General features: G+C 58.3%; 17 protein-coding genes. 3 read left to right on the plus strand and 14 right to left on the minus strand.

The window, feature by feature from the left end:
* From BHQ40_RS18440 to BHQ40_RS18455, 4 genes are all read right to left on the minus strand, one after another.
* On the minus strand, positions 1 to 2,322 hold a 2,322-nt coding region (locus tag BHQ40_RS18440; protein ID WP_253183408.1), incomplete at its 3' end, for a strawberry notch-like NTP hydrolase domain-containing protein.
* Positions 2,323 to 2,474: 152 nt separating this feature from the next.
* Positions 2,475 to 2,843, minus strand: a complete 369-nt coding sequence (locus tag BHQ40_RS18445) for a hypothetical protein (protein WP_070157233.1) — start codon at positions 2,841 to 2,843, stop codon at positions 2,475 to 2,477.
* Between the two features lie 92 nt (positions 2,844 to 2,935).
* The gene (locus tag BHQ40_RS18450) at positions 2,936 to 4,927 is read right to left on the minus strand and encodes a ParB/RepB/Spo0J family partition protein (RefSeq protein WP_070157234.1); all 1,992 of its coding nucleotides are present in this window, start codon (positions 4,925 to 4,927) and stop codon (positions 2,936 to 2,938) included.
* 33 nt (positions 4,928 to 4,960) lie between these two features.
* Positions 4,961 to 5,842 carry a DUF7146 domain-containing protein gene (locus BHQ40_RS18455; RefSeq protein WP_253183409.1) on the minus strand — a complete coding sequence of 294 codons (882 nt, stop codon included), beginning with the start codon at positions 5,840 to 5,842 and terminating at the stop codon, positions 4,961 to 4,963.
* 845 nt (positions 5,843 to 6,687) lie between these two features.
* On the opposite strand from BHQ40_RS18455, the gene BHQ40_RS18465 reads away from it, so the two are divergent.
* A complete protein-coding gene (locus tag BHQ40_RS18465) occupies positions 6,688 to 7,983 on the plus strand; it encodes a tyrosine-type recombinase/integrase (protein ID WP_070157238.1) in 1,296 nt (431 codons plus the stop codon).
* 403 nt (positions 7,984 to 8,386) lie between these two features.
* Positions 8,387 to 9,750 (plus strand): IS3 family transposase gene (locus BHQ40_RS18475; protein ID WP_139139354.1). Its coding sequence is split into 2 segments (ribosomal slippage): positions 8,387 to 8,735 and positions 8,735 to 9,750, totalling 1,365 coding nucleotides; the frame shifts between segments, so codons are not numbered across the junction.
* A 30-nt stretch (positions 9,751 to 9,780) separates the two neighbouring features.
* Here the strand turns inward: BHQ40_RS18475 and BHQ40_RS18480 are convergent.
* From BHQ40_RS18480 to BHQ40_RS18520, 9 genes are all read right to left on the minus strand, one after another.
* Complete coding sequence (locus BHQ40_RS18480) at positions 9,781 to 10,104, minus strand: VOC family protein (protein WP_070157244.1); 324 nt, start codon at positions 10,102 to 10,104, stop codon at positions 9,781 to 9,783.
* A 101-nt stretch (positions 10,105 to 10,205) separates the two neighbouring features.
* Positions 10,206 to 10,403: a hypothetical protein gene (locus BHQ40_RS18485; RefSeq protein ID WP_070157245.1), complete on the minus strand. Its 198-nt coding sequence runs from the start codon at positions 10,401 to 10,403 to the stop codon at positions 10,206 to 10,208.
* Between the two features lie 10 nt (positions 10,404 to 10,413).
* Positions 10,414 to 10,974 (minus strand): 3-phenylpropionate/cinnamic acid dioxygenase subunit beta, encoded by a 561-nt coding sequence (locus tag BHQ40_RS18490; RefSeq protein WP_070157247.1) that lies wholly within the window; start codon positions 10,972 to 10,974, stop codon positions 10,414 to 10,416.
* A gap of 4 nt (positions 10,975 to 10,978) precedes the next feature.
* Positions 10,979 to 12,331, minus strand: coding sequence for an aromatic ring-hydroxylating oxygenase subunit alpha (locus tag BHQ40_RS18495; RefSeq protein WP_139139355.1), 1,353 nt, complete (start codon positions 12,329 to 12,331; stop codon positions 10,979 to 10,981).
* 256 nt (positions 12,332 to 12,587) lie between these two features.
* Entirely contained in the window at positions 12,588 to 13,520 is a 933-nt protein-coding gene (locus BHQ40_RS18500; protein ID WP_070157248.1) for a LysR family transcriptional regulator, read from the minus strand.
* An 86-nt stretch (positions 13,521 to 13,606) separates the two neighbouring features.
* The gene (locus tag BHQ40_RS18505; RefSeq protein ID WP_070157282.1) at positions 13,607 to 14,488 is read right to left on the minus strand and encodes a VOC family protein; all 882 of its coding nucleotides are present in this window, start codon (positions 14,486 to 14,488) and stop codon (positions 13,607 to 13,609) included.
* Between the two features lie 90 nt (positions 14,489 to 14,578).
* A complete protein-coding gene (locus BHQ40_RS18510) occupies positions 14,579 to 16,801 on the minus strand; it encodes a TonB-dependent receptor (protein ID WP_070157250.1) in 2,223 nt (740 codons plus the stop codon).
* A gap of 131 nt (positions 16,802 to 16,932) precedes the next feature.
* Positions 16,933 to 17,748, minus strand: a complete 816-nt coding sequence (locus BHQ40_RS18515; RefSeq protein ID WP_070157252.1) for an NAD(P)-dependent oxidoreductase — start codon at positions 17,746 to 17,748, stop codon at positions 16,933 to 16,935.
* Positions 17,749 to 17,750: 2 nt separating this feature from the next.
* A complete protein-coding gene (locus tag BHQ40_RS18520; protein WP_216094903.1) occupies positions 17,751 to 18,548 on the minus strand; it encodes an alpha/beta fold hydrolase in 798 nt (265 codons plus the stop codon).
* A 387-nt stretch (positions 18,549 to 18,935) separates the two neighbouring features.
* Between BHQ40_RS18520 and BHQ40_RS18525 the strand changes: the two genes are divergently transcribed.
* A complete protein-coding gene (locus BHQ40_RS18525) occupies positions 18,936 to 19,733 on the plus strand; it encodes an IclR family transcriptional regulator (RefSeq protein ID WP_070157256.1) in 798 nt (265 codons plus the stop codon).
* Between the two features lie 131 nt (positions 19,734 to 19,864).
* Here the strand turns inward: BHQ40_RS18525 and BHQ40_RS18530 are convergent, their stop codons facing one another.
* Entirely contained in the window at positions 19,865 to 20,749 is an 885-nt protein-coding gene (locus BHQ40_RS18530; RefSeq protein ID WP_253183410.1) for a beta-keto acid cleavage family enzyme, read from the minus strand.
* Positions 20,750 to 20,761: the final 12 nt, after the last annotated feature.

A 20,761-nucleotide genomic window follows, 5' to 3' on the forward strand; every position in this document is an offset into this window, starting at 1 on the left:
GCGCTGCTTGGAGCTTTCGAACCGGCTCAGCGCAGATCCCTTAGCCATTGCGTTCAGGGTTCGGCCCGAGGCGCGATCAACGATATTGGCGGCTTTCAATGCGGCGTCGACATTGCGATGAATCACGGCCCACGCGTCGGCATAGGCGTCGTAAATCTCGATCTGGGCGGGTGTAAGCTTATGCTCAAGCGGGTCATATTCGACCCCGGCGAAGCTGAGTGCGCGGGCCGTGTAGAGGCCCATGGCCTTGGTGTCGCGCGCCACGATCTCCATCGCCGCGATACCGCCCTCCTCCATTGCCGCAAGGAAAGCGTCTCTGTCCCGGAAGGCGGTGCCTGGCCCCCACAGGCCGAGCCGCGCGGTGTAGCTCAGATTTTCCGGCTTGGTCGCTCCGGTCGCGGAGACATAGATGACCCGGGCGCGCGGCAACGCGATCTGCAGCCGGACGCCGGCAAGGCCCTGTTCGGACCCCTTGGCCGCGCCAAACTCGGTCTCAGTGCCGGCCGCGTTCCCGAGTGCATGCGATTCGTCGAGCAGGATGACGCCGTCGAAGTCTGGCCCCGCCCAATCGAGCAATTGTTGCAGACGCGATGCGCGGTCATGCCGCTGAGAGCGGAGCGTCGCATAAGTGAGGAAGACGATCCCGCTAGCCATGGCGACGGGTTCACCGAGGGGAAACGCATCGAGCGGCTGGATATCGATCGGCACGCCCCCGAGCGCGCTCCAGTCCCGCCTTGCGTCCTCGATCAAGGCCGAGCTGCGCGAAATCCAGATCGCCCGGCGGCGGCCGCGGTTCCATTGGTCGAGGATGATGCCCGCGCCTTCACGGCCTTTGCCGACACCGGTGCCGTCAGCGATGAAGAAGCCCGTCCGGTAAACCGCGCCTTCCGCATCCTCGTGCAACTGGTCGCCCGCCTTGTTGGGGGAGAAGGTGCCTTTGAGATCGCGCTCACACGCTTCGCCGGCATGGATGATCGTTTCGAGCTGGGCGTCAGACAGGGCCGCGAAAGCCTGCGGCTGGAACATCGGACGATAGCTGGGCGCGGGCGGCAGCACGGATGCCATGGCAACCGACTCCACCAATTGGTCCGGGTGGGGCCTTGCGCCGTGAATTTCGATGCGTGCAGGCCGCCAGGGCGCGTAATGTCCGAGCGGATCGCCCGCTGGCAGCGGCGTTGCGCGGATCGTATAGTCGACCGGACTGGCACTTCCATCGGCCGCTATGCGGTCGGGGACAACCAGCGCGCGCTTCTGGATGCCGCCGAAGATCGTCGACGGCGATGGCTTGGCGGAGGCGCGCGGTCGCAGGGGGATGACGGCCGGTGCTGGCGGCTCCGGCTCGGGCACGGAAAGGCGCGGCGGGACGCCTGCGACCAGCGCCGCGGCTTCCTCGATCGTTTGGGCAGTCAAGCGTTCCGTTGGCCCTGTCCAGCCTTTGTCGAGTATGATCAGGCGGACCGCGATGCTGGTGCCATGCTTGGCATAGGGGTTGCCGAGGATCGTGATTTCGACACGCGGCTTCGCGGTCTCGCAGACCATCGTATAGCCGGTGGCCGCTGTACCATCCGCTGCGAAGCTGGGTGGCATGATCGCGACGCAGCGGCCGCCCGGTGCAAGCCGCAGCAGCGCGGAACGCAAATGACGGGCGCCGGCGAAGCGGTCCTTGCCCCGACCGTCGCTCCGGCTGAAGGGCGGGTTCATCAGCACGAGGCTCGGGGAAACGCCGGGGGGTAGCAGGTCGTTGATGAATTCGGCGTCGTGGGTTGTGACAGGATCGCCGAGCAGCTTTCCAAGCAGCGCGGCGCGGCCGGGATCGCGCTCGTTCAGGGTCAGCGCGACACCGAGCCGAACCGCTTGAGCGGCCAGCATGCCGGTACCGGCAGAGGGTTCGAGCACCTGGTCGTCCTTGCGGATACGCGCGGCCTGCGCGGCGAGCCAGGCAAGCGAGATCGGCGTACTGAACTGCTGCATCTCGACCTGATGCTCGCTGCGATAGGTCTGGGTGGGGAGCGCCCGTTCGAAGCGGCGAAGCGAGGCGAATGCATCGGCGCCGTCCGGAACGATGCCGGTCCAGCCTCCAGGTGATTTGAGGAGGATAACCTGTGCCGCCTCGAGCGCATCATAAGCGTCGCGCATCGACCAGTTGCCGGTCGCGTCGGAGGCCGAGAAGGCTTCCTCCATCAGGCGTTTGAGGTCCTGGCGGCGAATAGAGTGGCCGCGTCGGAGCAGGTCAGACAACCGGGTGGCGACGTCGAGAAGACGCGTGGTCTTGGAAGTTTCAGGCTCGTCGGGATGTGCGAGCGCGAGCAAAGGAACAGACATGGCGGAACTCCGGATTGGATCAGGACCATCGCGGCCCACCACTCCTCCTCCCCCTTCCCTCCCGGTGTGCGGTCAGCATGAAAACAGGGCCGTGGCATGAGGCCAGGCCCTGAGTTGGAGGCAGAAGGTGAGACGGAGAACTTAGTGGCGCCCTATGATGATCCGAGAAGGATCACGGCAATCGACGGCTTCTCCTCAGACGGATGGTGCCGGCTGTCATAAGCATTGCGGCCCCCGCGACCGATGGTGAACAGGTCGAAGCTGGGCGATGTCCCACCATTCGCATTGGGGATGGTGGTCCCATTGTCGTGATATTGGATGTCGATGAAGCTCGGCGCAGCGCCGCGCTTATATTCGCCGAAGAAGAAGGTGATGCGGCGCCCATCGCTGGTGCGTGCGCTGATCGTGAAGTTCCCGTCGGGGATATCGATCGGCATGGTAGGCACATCGTTGAAACGGGCGAAACCGATCGATTCGGCGTCGCGTGCGGTCATGATGGGGAGCTGGGTGATATCGGCCATGGTCTGGTTCCTCGGACCTGGTTCGCCGCTTGAGGCGCAAGTGGACGAAAAAAGGGACCGCAACGCGAGGCTGCGGTCCCATGGACGTTGGATCAGGCGGCCTGCTGGAGTTCGTCATCCGAGCCGGTGACGCTCTCGTCATTTGCGGGCACCGGCTCAGGCGCGATGGCGGGCACGCTGAAACGCATGACGTCAGGCACCCAGGCGAGAGCCGCTTCGCGCAGTTCAGCCTCGATGGGGACGGAGCCGCCGAAGATCTTCTCGGCCGAGGTCGCGAGATCATGCTTCTTCGACGCACCGTAGCGGCTCGACAATTCCTTGCCCCCAATCTCTTCGAGATGGGTGAGGATCGCCGCCTTGCTGCTCAGGCGATCGAAATAGTTGTTCGCGGTCGGACGCCACCAGGCCGCTACATCGATTTCGAGCTTGGTGCCGAGATGGTCGATCATGGCCTCGCCAGTCTTGCCCGCGACGACTGCGTGGAGCGTCCGGGCGATTGCCCAGGCGAGCCAGGCCGCACGAACCTCATCGGGAAGCGCGCAGAAGGCGTCGTAGCGCTGACAGGCATCGCCAGCCTCGGTCCAGCTGCGATCGAGCGCCTCGTCGATCTTGCCCCATTCCTCGGCGGCAAGCGTGCCGCTCTGGTAGCCGGTGAGCCCGGAGAAGGGCTTATCGGCCTTGAGTTCGGTCGCAAGGTCGAAACCGCTGGAATGCCGGGTCGCCTTGTCGACCATCCAGAACGTTCCGAGATCGAGGGCGAAGCGCGGATCGCTGGCGATATGAACGCGCAGCAATTCGCTCTTCATCTCGGCCAGTTCCAGGCTGAGACGCTGGCTGTACGCGGACCTCCCCGTGGTGGCGACGACATCGTCGTTGTCGACCTCGCCTTCAGCCTGCTCGTCCTGCTCCTCATCATCAGGCTCGTCGACCGGAGCGACATAGAGTTGCTCGTGAAGGCGCGGCTGGCCGTCATGACCGATGACGACATAGGCGAGCGCCCCCGCCTTCTGCTCCTCGGAGATGATCGGTACGGGTTTCTCGATCGCGCGATATTCCGCTTCGAGCATTTCGACTCGGTTGGCCTGTTCGACCTGGCCGTCTTCATCAGCATCTTCCCAGGCTTCGTTGGCGGCCTCGATTTCAGCCTCAATCTCCTCGAGACGCGCCTGCTGCTCCGCCGTGAGTTCGGGCGCGTCGCCCTTGAGCGGGCGCAGGTCCCAGGTGTCGTTGTAGCTGACATGGGTCGAGGGAATGATGCGGACTTCCGCCAGCCCCTCACGGGTGCGCAGGTCTTCCGCGGCGGCCGCGAGCTTGTCCGCCACGAGACGGTTAAGGAGATCGCCGTCGATCCAGCGCTCGGTCGTCGAGTCGGTGAACAGGTCGAGATCGACCCGGCCGCCTGCCTCGATATAAGCATCGCGCCCGACCAGAAGCGCCTTGGGATCGCTGCCGACATAAGTGTCCTCAACGAGCTGACGTTTGATCTCGTTGACGTTGGCCCGGTAATAGCCATCCTTGAGGAGTTCGAACACCTCAGCCTGCTTGGTACGATCGCTATTGCTGGCATAGGCAACGGCTACATTCAGCGTGATCTCGCCGTTGCGCAGAGCTTCGAAAATCGGATCGGCGAGATCGGCAAGGCGAAGCCGACTGCGCACGAACCGCTCGGTGAGGCCGAAGCGCTTGGCGACGTCTTCGGGGGTCTTCTTCTCGCTCTCGATGATGTCCTGGAAGGCCCGGCAAGTATCGGCCGGGTTCATCGTGAGGTTGAAAAAGTTCTCTTCGAGGCTGGTCTCGATCGCGTCCTTGGCATTGCCCAGAACGAGGACCGCCAGCTGATAGTCGGCAGCGAACACGCCCTTCTCGATCAGGCGATGGACCGCGTCGAGCCGTCGTCCGCCCGCGATGATGCGGTAATGTCCCTTTTTGCGCGACACAGGCACGCCGATGAGGTTCTGGCGGACGCCCTTGACGGCAATATTCGCCTCGAGCTGGGCATCGGCGACGGGATCGCCGACAGTTCGAACGTTGCTCGGGGACTTGGCGAGGTTCGCCGCGGCCACGAGGATGGGTAGTTGGGTCATGTGGATAGTCTCCTGGCGGGGACAGCCTGACCATCAGGCCACTTTCCGCCACCACTCCCCCACTCCCTCCCCTCCCGCCCGAAGCACGTCGTTCCAGTCCTTGAAGCCGGGCGGCGGGAACTCGGTGTCGATATCGCGACCCGGCATCGCGTAGCTTTCGAGTGCGTGGGCGACGCCGATTTCGCCGGCGATGTCATTGTCAGGGAATAGAATCAGGCGCCTGACGCGGTCGGGGATCGCAATCTGATGGAGTCGCTCGCTGCCGAGCGTGGCCCAGACCGGAATCCCGAACAGGATCATTGCGGAGATTGCGGTTTCGACCCCTTCGGCGAGTCCAAGGATCGACGTCGCAGTGCCCAGCATGACTGCCGCGCGCTCGGGGCGGCCAAGCGTCATGCGTGGATCGGCAAGATCGCGGGCGCGCCGCGCATCGTCCCGATCGAAGAATGTGCGCTGGATGGCGATGAAGCGCCCCTCATCATGAAGGCCGCCGTCGTGAAGAGCCGTGATCATAGCGGGCCGGAACTCAACGTCGTCCCCCTGTCCGAGAGGTGTCCGGGGATGGAAACGCAAGGCACGGGGCAGCAGCGCTATTCGTCTGCGCCGCAGATAGATTTCGGCGGGTGTGCCGATCAATGGCCTGGCTTCATCCCATATCCGCAATGCCTGCTGACGCCGCCACAGGTCCGTTGGCATTCCCGCCGAGGCCTGAGAGGCCTTGTCCACATGGTGCAGTGCTTTTTCTTCGAGGCGCAGGATCTCATTGATGACGTCGCGAGAATCGCAGCCGGCGAAGCACTTGAAGAGCAGTGCATGGTCCCCCACGCGGACAGAGAGGCTGGGACTGCGGTCGGCATGGGCGGGACAACGGCACATCGCACCGCCCGGCTTCCAGACGCCCCCCAGACGCTTCACGATATCGGACCCGATAGCCTCGAGTTCCGGATTATATTTGCTTATGGTACGAGCCATGGGCGTGTCCCGAAAATGGGCTGCCCGCCGGTGGCCTCATCGGACGTGAAGAACGGCAGATGGGAAGAGACGGGCAAGCATTGGACGGGCGACCCGCAGATCACCCAACCAATTTCCGCCCACTCCCCTCCATCGCCTTGGCCGCGATGGTGCGACTGGTCTAAGTTTATGGCGAGCACCCATGCTCCCGGCCACCTACCCCAATGGGCCGAGATCTCCGGCAAACAACATAGGCTGGGACTCCAGCCTCTCGCCGATTTCTGGGTAGGTGATATCGAAACGCCGCAGCCTCTCGGTAAGATGCCGGGCGTCGTCGCCAATAGCGACTCTGCGGCGGACGCGGTCCGTCCCGACTAGCTCGCTCCGTAAGCTTGGCGAGGCGCTCGCAAGGGCAACCTCCAAATGAAGCGACAGCGTTGATTCGTCGAGTCGGGTCATCCCCTGAATGGAACAACGTAAGAACATTCTGTCAATGAGTGGAGGGCTGCAGCCTTCCCATATCGTCGGCGGGCATTGTGGGCACGCTTCGTTCCGCGTTGGCGAACACACGCCGCATCCGCAGCATCACGTCGGCCGGTTCGGGAGATTTCCGCCTTGACCTGGGCGATGTGATTGCTCCCGTCTCCGCCACATCCTCTTCCTCAAGACCGCTTTAACGTCCTATTTTTCTTGCATTTCTGCTTTTTTGCGCCCAAGTTTGTTCTCTATTTGTTTTCATTTATCCGCCCACATCCTGTCCTTTTTGGGGGCGCGGCTGGGGGCACCGCAGGCAAAGATTGGGGGCATTTATGCTGACAGACATGGCCGTGAGGCAAGCAAAGCCTAGAACCAAAGACTACAAGCTTGCTGATTCCGAAGGGCTGTACCTATTCATTTCCAAGGCTGGATTGCGAAGCTGGCGCTTCAAGTACCGCTTCGCCGGCAAGGAACGGAGGCTAGTTCTCGGACGCTACCCGGACATCGGCCTCAAGCAGGCTCGCGAACTGAAGGCTCAAGCGAGGAATCTCTTGGTGAATGGGAGAGACCCGAAGATCGAAGCGGCAAAGGAGAAACTCGAAAGGACCAAGGTCGCCACAAACACATTCGAGAATCAGGCTCGTACCTGGTACAGCTTGCAGCAAGATCGATGGACACCAGTCCATGCGAGAGATGTAATCAGAAGCCTGGAGAAAGAGGTTTTTCCTTCGATTGGGAGCTTGCCGATCAGTGAGATCGATGAGCCGATTGTATTGTCTGTCCTTCGCAAGATCGAACGCCGTGGAGCAATCGAGACCGCACATCGTGTGCGACAACGTATGTCAGCAGTCTTCGTGCACGCCATTGCGGAGGGTGCGGGTACAAGGGATCCTGCAGCAGTAGTAACCAAGGCGTTGATGCCTGTGCCAAGAGCAAAGAAACGCCCAGCGTTGGTTTCTCTCGGTGAGCTAAAGCAGATGCTTCAGAAGACCGAAGAGGATCCAGCATCTCCCCTTACTAAGTTGGCATCACGCTTCTTAGCACTGACCGCGCAGCGCCCTGGTATGGTGCGCGCGCTTCCCTGGAGTGAGATTGAGAAAGTCGATTGGCAATCCGAGCGCAAATGTCCTGAAGCAATTTGGCGTGTGCCAGCACATCGCATGAAGCTGGAAAAGGAACTCAAGCTAGATGTAGAGTTTGAGCACCTCGTGCCATTGTCACATGAGGCGGTTGAAGTTCTGCGCGCTGCATGGGTGTTGACTGGACGCGGCAACTTTGTGTTCCCATCGAGCCGAAGTGCTCGGCGCCCCATGAGCGAAAACACACTTTCGTACTTCTATAATCGTTCAGGGTTTCAGGGACGCCATGTCCCGCACGGATGGCGCGCATCATTTTCAACGATTATGAACGAATGGGCTGAGCGCAACGGTTCGCCGGGAGATAGGCATGTTATTGACATGATCCTTGCCCATATCCCGAATTCGGTTTCTGGTTCCGAGGCAGCCTATAATCGTGCGGCATACATGGATCGCAGGCGCGAATTGTTGCAAGCTTGGGGCAAGATGTTGTTCGGGTCAGTATGCACTCCGCTGGAGATGCTCGGCTGGCCGAGTCGTGAGAAAATCTGATTCCAGAAATTCCGTAGCGCAACCGATTGGAAACAGCCCTCCTCTTTTCCTCCTCAAGCCATCGACACCATGCGTAGCGCGAGCCAGGATCGTCTGACGAACCATTTCTTCGGGCTAATATTTATATCGCTGTCGTTGCGCACTTTCCTACACCCACCTTAGCGAGCTAAGCGCCGGATACGTCCTGGGGAGGTTCACGCAGTGACCAGGAAATCAGAATGTCAAACTGCAGTATCAATGCTCCTATCACGGCCGAGTCGCTCGATACCGACCGGGTGATTCACGTTCGACTTATCCGCCTGCCTGAGGTGATGGATCTGTCCGCCGTCAGCACCAATGGCACAGATTTGAGGTTGTGATTTAAGGAGGGTTGGGGCTTCGTCGTAGTGACGAAGGAACGAAGATGAAGGCCCAACCCTCCTTGAAAAAATCGTCGACGAAGATCCCTGCTGAACGGGTAGTGAAGAACATCCGTCGGCAGACGCGGCGGCACTTCTCGGCCGAAGACAAGATCCGCATCGTACTCGATGGGCTGCGCGGCGAGGACAGCATTGCCGAGCTGTGCCGCAAGGAAGGCATCGCCCAGAGCCTGTACTACACCTGGTCGAAGGAGTTCATGGAAGCCGGTAAGCGCCGGCTGGCCGGCGACACCGCCCGTGCCGCGACCACCGGCGAGGTGCAGGACCTGCGCCGCGAAGCCCGTGCCCTGAAGGAATGCGTGGCCGACCTGACACTCGAAAACCGTCTGCTGAAAAAAAGCATGATCGCGGATGGGGGCGACGACGAATGAGGTATCCCGCCTCCGAAAAGCTCGAGATCATCCGGATCGTCGAGCAGTCGCACCTGCCCGCCAAGCGGACGCTGGACCAACTCGGCATCGCCCGCCGGACCTTCTACCGCTGGTATGATCGCTTCCTGGAAGGCGGACCGGAGGCGTTGGAAGATCGGCCATCAGCGCCGAGCCGGGTATGGAACCGCATCGGCGACGACATCCAGGACCAGATCGTTGAGATGGCGCTGGATTACAGCGAGTTATCACCGCGCGAGCTGGCCGTACGGTTCACCGACGAGAAGCGCTACTTTGTGTCGGAATCCACGGTTTACCGTCTGCTGAAGGCCCACGACCTGATCACCAGCCCGGCCTATGTGGTGATCAAGGCCGCCGATCAGTTCCACACCAAGACCACTCGGCCGAACGAGATGTGGCAGACCGATTTTACCTACTTCAAGATCATCGGGTGGGGCTGGATGTACCTGTCGACCGTGCTCGACGACTTCTCGCGCTACATCATCGCCTGGAAGCTGTGCACCAACATGCGGGCCGAGGATGTCACCGACACGCTGGGCCTCGCCCTGGCGGCTTCCGGCTGCGCCAGCGCCACGGTGCTGCACAAGCCCCGACTGCTCAGCGATAATGGCCCCAGCTACATCGCCGGCGAACTGGCAGAATACATCGAGGCCAATAAGATGAGCCATGTGCGCGGCGCCCCGTGTCATCCGCAGACCCAGGGCAAGATCGAGCGCTGGCACCAGACCCTGAAAAACCGAATCCTGCTGGAGAACTACTTCCTGCCCGGCGACCTCGAGGCCCAGATCGAGGCCTTCGTCGAGCACTACAACCACCAGCGTTACCACGAGAGCCTGAACAACGTGACGCCCGCCGACGCCTACTTCGGCAGGGCTCCGGCGATCATCAAACAGCGTGAAAGGATCAAGCGACAGACCATCGAACATCGGCGCTTGCAGCACCGCAAGCTCGCCGCCTAACATACACCCACAGACGAGGCCCGCTCTCCGCTAATTTACGCCGCGAGTTGCGCCAAATGTTCTGACGACGGACAGTGCCTTCGCCTGCTCAGGCTGAATGGATGCCTTGTCGCCCAACTGCGCAAGCGTCTCCACAAACTCGGCTTCAGTTTGGCATTCCCAGCCAAGCACGGTAACATCCTCTTCGGCACCCTCCTCGATCCGCACCCGCCAATCGCGCACGTCATACCGAAGAAGCACGGCGCCATCGTCGGCCCGGCGAGCCTGCATTCCCATCACGCCAGTGGCAAACTGTTCCCACTTATCGATATTGCCGGTGCGTATGCATGCGTACCCCAAAGCCGCGATAGCCATTCCCCTGCCCTCTTCTCAAATCAGTATGTTTCAATTCGAACGGACGCCGTAGCCTGCATACCGGTCGACGACGTCGGTCAGGCTTCTAACCAAACCGGTGTCTAGTTCGTCACCTGCTCGGCGATCATCTCCCCGAAAACGAGATCCTCGGTTCCAACTAATGCCGGCTCCTTCTCGCTCTCAAGATATGTCCCCGTAACCCACATGCCGTCTCCCGGATTCTCGGTGGCGCGAACGAGAGCTCCATCCTTTAGGCGGACAACCGCGCCTACTTCCAAGGCCTCCAGATTCAGGATCATGGCATCCTCCTTAGAAAAACGTCGTGATATTCTTGTCCAATAGCGTGGACTGGTTGATGTAAGCTGTCCGCTTCGCCAGCTTCCAGCCCTCTTCAGTCTTCCGAAGAAGATCATCACGCCAACCCACGATTATGCTGGCCTCGTTTCTTACTCGGTTCCGGTAGATCAAGAACCGGGACGTGACTTCGGCTTCGCTTCCCACATCGGTGCCTGCGGATGCAGACTTGACTAGGACGTTGGAAACAAGATGACAGATTCTCGAAACAGGTTCTTCGGCCCAATGCACGCCGGTCATGAGCTGTTTCACCCGCTGCTCAAGCGTCTTTTTCCCCTCGTCCATCCATGCGGTATCCGTTTGCGGGCGAGACGTCTCTTCATCCCATTTGCGAAACGGGACGTTCAGCATGAGCGGCACGAAGTACCGGATATCATCGGTCAGGAGATCCAACCACTCACCCAGAGATCGACGATCAACGAGGTCCATTTCCTTATAGAGAAATTGGCTCACTTCGAAATGGAGCCGCATCTCCTGCGCTTCAACGCTCGAGGCTCCCTCAACTGGACTGGCCATGGCTTCAGATCCTTCCCTTGATTTTCATCTGCTCACGGCGAATTTCATCCCAATTCGTAGCGTCCATCCAGATCGACCACTGACGATAAAATCCGCGGGCATTGCCCTCCGTTGCGCCAATAACCGCATTCTTTGCGTAGGGCAGATTCGGCAGCGCTTCGAATGGCTGCTCGTCATCGGCAAGATTGTAGGCGTAATTGTAAGGGAAGCTCTCAACCACACCCCCGACACTGCCTTCCGTAGCGCCTTGCCAGTTCTCCATGTCATCGCGTTCGGTCATTCCCGCGGGACCGCAGTAGCGCAGCGCATACTCGCGCATAAAGGCTTTCACCGAATCCGGTGATTTCGCGTCAAACAGGTACCAGCTCCAGACCTCGGTCTCTGTGGCGCTGACCGGATTCCACACGATGATCTGGCGCGGCTGATTGGCCCTGAACGACATGTTGGGGAAGACTGTGCCCACTCCACCCAAAATGCAGGCATTCTCACCCAGGCGGTCTTTGCGCGCCTTGTCGGCCGCCCTGAACCATTCGCCGATTTCGCCGGGATAGGGCCGGGCATCCACGTATTCCGGGGGGAGATAGACATTGATCCCGCCGTGCCCTCGCTCATGGAAGCCCACGCTCACCAGCGTGGCATTGTTTATGAAGCCCTCATCGCGACGCTGGGAGGTGCCTTCGGGGCCAATGCCGACCATGTCGACCGATCGGTGACTGATATTGTGGTAAAGGTCACCGATGAAGTTTTCGGCGCTCAGCTTCCAGTTGGACGGGATGGTCCACTTCTGAACACCAATCGAAACTTCAGAGCCCCCCTCCGTCCCATCGTGCGAGTCAAGCGCGAGATCGAGCATGTACCGCATGTCGCCGAGGTACTCTTCCAGAGACACAGCATCAGCGTCCCACGTAGCCCAGATAGCTCCCTTGTAATTCGCGATCTTGGCGACGGGGATCAAACCCCATTCGGACTTGTCGAGCTTGTTGCAATACCCTTCTTTCATGCCGGGTACGCCGACGAGCTTTCCATCGATGCCGAATGACCAACCATGATAGGAACATGTGAACAGGCGCGTATTGCCAGCGTCGTAGCGGCAGACCCGCATACCCCTGTGGCGACAGGAATTGTGGAACACCCCGATGCTTCCGCTCTTGTCACGCACCAGGATTACGGGGTCAATTCCCATCCTCGACAGGAAATAATCACCTGCATTCGGAATCTGGCTCTCGTGGCCGACGAAGATCCATGCCTTGGCAAAAATCCTACGCTGCTCCTCTCTGAATATTTCTTCGTCAGAAAAGATCTTTCTATCAACTTGAGATGTTTTGGCGCTTATCATTGCCGAAAATTCGCCTGCCATATCCCTCTCCATAAATCGTAAACCAAACATATTGCTATTGCAGTCTATCAATATTCTCGTAGGCAATAGCGTTTTTTCGTCACCGCTCAAACCGATGAAGGTTCAACTCGTCTCCGCACATGGAACTCGGCACATTCAGTGCGATAGCTCTTTAAAAGATGCGCATAAATTCGATTATTGGTATGCGTGTATTCGTTTCGTCTATACCTGAGCGCGTTGTGCGCTGCAGCAGGCAGCATTCGACAACCATTGCCCTTCACCCACCGACGTCCAATCCCAGTTCGGCACTTGCCCTCGCCAGCAGACCTCGGAACCACCGATGGGCAGGATCCTTGTCCTTGGAATTCCACCAATATGCTGTGACGGTCGATGTCGATATCGCAAAAGGAGGGTCAAACACCTCAATATTATGCAGTCGCACAAACACATCGGCCAATGATCGATAGATAAGAGCTATCGAATCCGACTTCTCAACTATGGATGGCAAAAGTGAAAACTGCTGGACAAGAATGCATTCCTGCACAGCTAATCCGCAGTCCTTCAACGCGATATCCTGATGCGCTGGGGCGTCCCAATAAAATTTAAATCGTGCGTGCCGGCTGTTTTCAAAAATCTCCCTGGTCAAGCCGTCTGGAAATTGGTGTCGCCCTTTCGAAGCGATAACCACCATTTCATCCTTGAAAAGGGGGGCAGAATTGGATTCTCCCTCCAAATAAGCCGCCGCATCACTGGGAATGATAACGACATCGATTCTGCCTTGGGCCAGATCAAACCGCGACATTGACGTTATATCGAAAAACTGGACTGCAATGTTCGGCGCTTCATCTTGCAAAATGGACGACAATATCGGTGCGAGGAGAAATGCCACATAATCCGCTGTCCCGATCACAAACTTCCGCCGCGCGGTACAGGGATCGAAACCGTAGTCCCCAAAGAGGCTTTCAACTTCTCGGCAAGCCTGCTCGACTTGAGATACCAGAGACTCACCCTTTTTGGTCAATTCGAACTGCCGACCTACCATGACAAGTAGTTCGTCGTTGTAAATGTCTCTGAGCTTTGCGAGTGCTGAGCTGACGGCTGGTTGGCTCAACCCTACGATTCTCGATGTCTCACTCACGCTGCGCGTGCGAAGAAGCTCCCGAAGAATGGGCAGCAAATTCAGATTGTGCCGACGCAGTAGCACGACCACATGTGCCTCCTCGCCATCTCTCCTCTACGAATCACAATTGGGACAACTCATGTGGGCATCAGATCCGCAGAAATGCCCGGCATACGCTATCTTTCTCCAAGAAACGCGTGCCCCCAACTGCTCGGCTTGTCGTATGAGGCAACCCGCCAGTTCTCAGGGTCGATCGCCAGTCCGCCCCAGCCATACTCTATGTCAAAGCCCGACGGAGTCCTTACATAGAATGACACCATTTGGTCGTTGGTATGCCGCCCTAGCGAGTTGGCCAGCGTCGCTCCGCCCTTCAGAACCCGGTCGAGGGCAAAGCCGACATCATCGAATTCTTCGACCTGAAGCATGAAGTGCAGCACCCGCTTGGGGAATGGCATCGGCGCCAAGGCGAGCGTATGGTGGCGCGGATTGCAAAAGTAGAATTCAACCCGGACCGTGGCTCCATCAGGGAAGCCCATATTGATGATGTCGGACAGACTGAACCCCAGCAGATCCTGATAGAAACGCCGCAGTTCATCCACCCGCGTCGTTGAGAGCACGATGTGCCCCAGTCCCTGCGTGCCGGTTACAAAGCGCCGGACGCCGGCCTTGGAACGAAAGGGAACCTCAGGAACAAAGGTTGCTCCATAGTATATCTCAACCACCAAACCATCGGGATCGACACAGCTTATCAGCTCGGCTACGCCGCGCTCCGCACAAAGGCTGGATGTACCCTGGGTTACTTCGACCCCGCCTTCGATCAGTTTTTCACGAACAGCTTCAAGCCCGGCCTTGTTGGCGACCTCGAAACCCGCGAGGCTCACATCGTCCCTGGCTCCCTCAGTAAACGCGATCCGCCAAGCCTGTTCATCGATCCGATAACGCAGGCCTGGGCCGCCTCCTTCCGCAGGCATCAGGCCCAATACGTCCTCGGAAAATTTGGACCAGGCGGCCAGATCGCTGGCCTCAAAGACAAGATAACCCAGTGAAATGATGCTCATATCAATCATCCAGAAATCGGACCGCAGGACCGCCACTCGCCGTAGCGGTCCCTTGGCCCCATTATCAACAAGAGAAACGCCGAGACGACCTCAGAATTTCATATCCACGCCGACGCCGATCTCTCGCGGACGTTCATAGGTCACCTGATCGGTTAACGGCGTTTCCGATGCCTGCTGAATGATTGTCTTGTTCAGCAGATTGGTGCCGAAGATACGGAAACGCAGCTTCTCGTCCGGTGTGGTCCAGGAAACCTGACCATTCAACCGCACATAGGGATCCTGGGAAAGCCGATTGTTGAAGTCGTAGTAGACCCGGCCGCTGCCAAAGAGCGATACGTTAGCGCCGAAAGTGCCGCTGTCGGTTTCATGCGACCAATCTCCTGAGATTGTGAAGGTATAATCCGGGGCTCGAACCATATTGTTTCCACTGACGTCAACGGTCGCCGCAGTATTGCCGCGAGCCGGACTGCCGGCCGTCGGGCCGGGCACCGGAAAAAAGACCTGGGCGTTGGGGAAATTCTTGTACGTGGCATCAAGGATGTTCCCAGCTGCGGACAAGCGAAATTCCCTGCCCAGCGCAGCCTGCACTTCGATATCCACGCCCCTGATCTTTGCCCTGCCGGCGTTGATCAAGATGTAGGACGCAGCATTGATGTTGTTCGTATCGCGTGCGACGACCTGCAGGTCCTTGTAGCTGTAATCGAAGAACGAGATATTGGTCCGCAGCCAGGGCAGCGGATCAGCCTTCAGACCCACCTCGATCGCATCGATCGTCTCAGGACGCGTCGGGGCGGTTTCCGCCAAGCTCGTCCCGTAAGCATTGAACACGCCGCTCTTGAACCCTGTGCTGTAGGTTACGTAGACCTGTGCATTATCGGTGAACTGATATTGACCAGTCAGACGATAGGTCAGCCTCTCCGATGAATGTCTACGCTCGGGAATAAGCACGTTTCCGTTCAAATACTGCGTGAATCGCCGCTTTTCGCCGGTATATCGAGCGCCGCCGATCAAATTCAGGCCCGGGACGATTTCGTAGGTCAGCTCCCCGAATACGGCTTGCGAGTTGACCGCTACGTCCGGAGTCAAGCTATTCGTTCGCGACGTCGTATAGTCGGGTGCGATGCCGCTGACAATGTTGAGCTCTTCAAGGCGAGCCTTCAGGTCATAGAAATAGGCGCCAACCTTCCACTTCAATTTTCCGTCTGTCTGGGAGAGAAAGCGCATTTCATGATTGAACGCCTCGGTACGAATATCGATATTATTCTGTAAAATCAGAATAGGTGAAGCGTCGGTATCCGAAGTTTGCTCCACCCTGTCCTTCAGATAACCGGTGCTCGTCTCAAGCGCCAGCGGTCCAAAATCGAACTTGGTGCGAAGGGACGCGGTAAACTGCCGGATCCTGATATCCGGCGTGATGGTCAATGCGACCTCGTTCGGCCGGGTCGGAAGTATATTGCCTGCAACAGTATTGCCGAATGTGTTGCCATTAAGGGGCGCGATCACATTACCATTTCCGCCTTGCTGGTCCGCATAGCCCGCCATCACAATGATTTCGGACGTACTCGAAGGCTCGAAGAGCACCTTACCGCGTATATTGAAGCCTTCGGCCCCACCAAATTTGCTGCCGTTAGTGAGGTTTTCGATGTAGTCTTCGCTGTGCGAATAGGCGACCGAAAGATTTGCTGCAACGCTACTCGAGATTGGAGCCGTGACGTAACCACGAAGCTTGAATTCGTTTGCATCGTCGAAATGGCTGTACTGACCTGATATTTTCACTTCGCTAGTGAACTTTGGATCAGGCGTAATGACATTGACGAGCCCGCCCGTTGCGTTCCGGCCAAACAGCGTACCTTGCGGTCCCCTCAGCACTTCGATGCGCTCGACTTCACCGAAGTCCACAATGTTCCCGTTGGCATGGGGCTGGTAGATGCCATCGACATAGAGGGCGACGTTCGCTTCGTCGCCCGGCGAATTGCCGCTCGAACCCACCCCGCGGATCGAAGGTTGGAGAACCCCGAAATTGCGCCCGCCGGTGAAGCCGGGCACTGCGAACATGACTTCGCGTACATCGCTGATGCCACTATTCGCCAACGTATCACCCGTCACCGCGGTCACTGCCACGGGAATGTCCTGTAGGCGCTCTTCACGCCGGGTTGCAGTGACAATGATATCGCTGAGGCCACCCTCCTGGACACTTTCAGATTGACTTTCAGCCTGTTGCTCAGCTGCGTACGCGACCCCATTCCACGAAAGGAGCGACGAGCCGGCAAGTAACGCAAATACAATCTTCTTGTTCTTCCTTAACGTATTCATGAAAACCTCCCTTATGATAACTCAGACGTATGGCAGAGACAGCTTTTTAAAATTCAGCTTTGTGAGTTACACTCACAATAGCGCTTATCTCATCTCCAAAAATTGATCCCTCTCAACAATCTCCAACCTCTTCAGTCAGACCCAGAGATTGTTTCACCCAGATAGGCTGCGGCGAAATCTAAACCGGGAATGTCCACCCCAAGTTCATCCGCAACTTGCTGACAAAGCGACAGATCCTTGCGAAACAACGCGGTAATATGATCGGTCGGCACGAGCTCCGGCAGGCGTTCAGCCACGATGCTTTGCGCCATGCCACCGCCCAGGACTTCACGGATCACACCATCATCGAGCCCCGCGCGACGGCCGAGCGACCACCCCCCCTCAGCAACCGCCAGATTCCCGATAAGGACGAGTTGATGGACAAGCTTCGCTCTGGTCCCCGCCCCAAGCGGGCCGGCATGGATGATCTTGTGCGCCGACACTTCGAGGACTGCGCGACAGGTGGCGAGTGTATCATCCTCGCCACCAACAAAGTGTACCACCCGCTTCTCGCGCGCACCGACCGGTCCGCCGGTGAGGGGCGCATCGAGCAAATTGAGCCCCCGCTTTCCAGTCTGATCCCCAACCTTGGCGACAAGTGCGGTTGAAACCGTGCTCAAGATCACGACGGTCCCGCCGGCCTGCATCGCTGCCAGGAGACCGCCTGATCCCTCAAGCACCGCATCGAGTTGCGCGTCATCGGTCACGCAGACGAGGACCATGTCCACGAGCGAGCCAACTTCCTTGATCGAGGAAGCGAGCTTGGCGCCCGCCTGGATCAAAGGACCCACGGCTTCGGCGCGCAGATCAAACACTACCAGCGCATAGCCAGCATCAATGAGGTTAAGCGCAAGCGGCGCCCCTTGCTCACCAAGGCCGATAAAACCGATGACCTGACGCGCAGACATAGTCAGTCAGCCGACGTCCCAAGGAAGCCGCTCACGAGAACATTGAACTCGGCTGCCTTCTCCCACTGCGCCCAGTGTCCGCACTGACTGAACACATGCATCCGGGCATCTGGGAGCATACGCAGAAGAATCAGCGAGCTGTCGAAGGTCACTGTGCGATCATCGCGGCCCCAGATCAGCAGGGTCCTGTGGGTCACTTTCGGCAAATTGCCGACAAGGACATCAATCGAAGGCATGCGGCTGCGGGTGAAGAGGGGGTTGGCAACGATTTCGGGATCGATGCTTGCTTCGTATCGCTCCGCGAACAGCTCCTCGGTCAACTCCGAGGTATCGTAGATCATGACATTCAGAAACGCGCGCAATTTCTCAGGCGAAGGGCCTGGTGCTTCATAATAGTCGAAAAGATGCTTCATCCCCTCGGATGGAAGCGCCGAGAACATCGGCACACCACCTGCCGAACCCATGAGGACAAGCCTTCCGACCCGATCCGGATAGTCCATCGCCACCTTCAACGAGATGCCGCCGCCAAGCGAGTTCCCGACAAGATGCGCCTTGTCGATCCCCAGCGCGGTCATGAAATCGGCAACGACACTCGCATAATAGGCCCAGACCCGGTCGATCGGCACGGACAGCTTGGTGCTCTTGCCGAAATTGGGAAGGTCGAGCGCGATCGCACGATAGCCTTGCGAGAAGTGACCCAGATTCCGCTGGAAATTGCTCCACGCCGACGCGCCGGGACCGGACCCGTGAATAAAGATCACAGCCTCGCCTGTACCCGCCTCGTGGTAATGAATGTCCATGCCCTGAACATTCACGAAATTTCCAGATTCACCTCTCTCTACTGGCATATCTCTTCCTCTCAAGACTCAGATCGGCACCAAGGCTCGAACTGCTTCGACGCAGCACTCTGCGGCACAAAACGCCGCAGAACTTGCAAGTTTGGTCCATAATCTGGAAGGGGCGACCACCAGCCCGGCGAACACCGACAGCCCGAACTCAGCCTCATCCTCTCTACCTTGACCTTGGCAATTTGCTTGCCGATCTCATTACTGGCCTAAGTTGGACCGCGCAAGGTGCGCTACCAAGCTATTGCCCATATCATGGGAAAATGGTATCCAAGGCGTGAAGACATAACCGCGGAGCTCGGCCACCGCGCTAGTGAGATTGATCAGGAAAGAGGATGTCGCATGGTACGCGCCGCAGAGGCAAGTAGTGAATTGTATGAAGCCGATGAGCGGAAAACAGGTGCTGCCTCGCTCGACAAGGCTCTCGATCTTTGGCTCAATATTCTGAGAAATCCAGGCCGCCCGCTTCGCCAGATTGCTTCGGAACTGTGCATCCCGGATTCCACTGTTTACCGTTTTGTATCGGTATTTGAGAGTCGGGACCTGCTGTGCAGAATAAGCCGAGGCAATTACGCTGCCGGCATCGCAGTGACAAAAGCCTTGCGACTAAGTGATCTGGACAGCCTGTTTATGGCATTGAGCCGACCGCTGCTTGAAAATCTTTCACGCCAACTCGATCGAACCGTGCATTTGGGTGTCTTGCACGATGCTATGGTGACTTACCTGATCAAGGAAGCACCTGAAGGGTCTGACCTGTTTACCCGCGAAGGCATGCAATTGGAAGGCTATTGCACAGGAATTGGCAAGGTCCTTCTTGGCAGCCTTGAGGACGACGAGTTGGCCGAATATTTCAAGAATGACGAATTCGTGGCGCTTACCCGGAATACTGTTACAGATCCCGACCGAATTCGCGACGATCTTGAGTTAACGCGGGCGCGGGGTTTTGCCCTTGATCAGGGTGAAGTGGCCGACGATCTCTTTTGTGTCGCAGTCCCGATACTCGATGCAAACGGCAAGGCCGTCGCTGCGATTTCAGCTGCAGGGCGAAATGTCTCTTGCGAAGATCCAAAGATTCTTTCCGGATTGCGTCAAACTGCCGCGACAATCGAAGACCGCTTGCGCGCCTGCCGTATTTCCTGAAACCGGCAAGGCAAAGGCATGGGCACCCGATCAGCTAGAAATCGGGTGCCAATAACGCGAACCAAGCAAACCGGCATGGACCGGAGGCGTCTTGGACCGGAGGCGTCTTGGACCGGATCACTTGCATCAGCCTACGTGATATCCGGCAGGCCCAGTATCGAGCGCGCCTCCGCCGAGGTGGCGATCTCCAGCCCAAGTTCAGTAGCGATCCGGCGCGTTCGCGAAACCAGCTGCTCGTTCGTCGCCAGTTGTCCGCGGCTGTAATACAGGTTGTCTTCCAGTCCGACCCTCACATGCCCGCCAAGCAGCATGGCCTGGGTAGTCGCCGGTAGCTGCGCAGGGCCAATCGCGGATACGCAGAAGATCGATTGCGGCGGCAACGCATCAACCATGGCGCGCAGGATATCGTGACTATATGGCATCGCTCCCTGAAAACCGCGATCAGCGCCCAGCACCATGTTGATATAATAGGGCGGCTTGTCATAGCCTTTCTGGATGAGGCGGGTCACGTCCTGGAGGATGTGATTTGGTGCAAACACTTCCCATTCCGGTTTGATGCCGCGCTCCACCATGCGCTTGACGAGAGTTTCGCACCGGCTGGGAGGGGTAATGACGAGTATCTCCTTGCCGCCATTGACATCGACGAATGTCATGCCGTCGAAGGTTGCCATTTCGGCACCCGCATCGCAGCCTTTCAACCGTTCCTCAAAATTCGATTCATAGAGACCGTCCTCACGCGGCACCAACATGTCGCCGCTGGAACCTCCACCCGTCGAATTGTTGATGACGATATCGCATCTGGCCCTCACGCGTTCATTGATAGCCCGGTATATCTCGGCATTGCAGGTCGCCTGATCGTCCGGCCTTCTGGCATGAAGCGCAGCGATTGCGGCACCTTCCTTGTGGGACAGATACACCGATTCGGCGATCTCATCGGGTTGTGTCGGAAGATGCGGACTCTGTTCCTTCGAGGCCATGCCGCCAGTCGGCGCTACGGTGATGATCAGCTTGGACACAATCCTTCTCCT

It is taken from the genome of Sphingobium phenoxybenzoativorans (assembly GCF_001757355.1).
In the GTDB taxonomy this organism is placed as follows: Bacteria; Pseudomonadota; Alphaproteobacteria; order Sphingomonadales; family Sphingomonadaceae; genus Sphingobium; species Sphingobium phenoxybenzoativorans.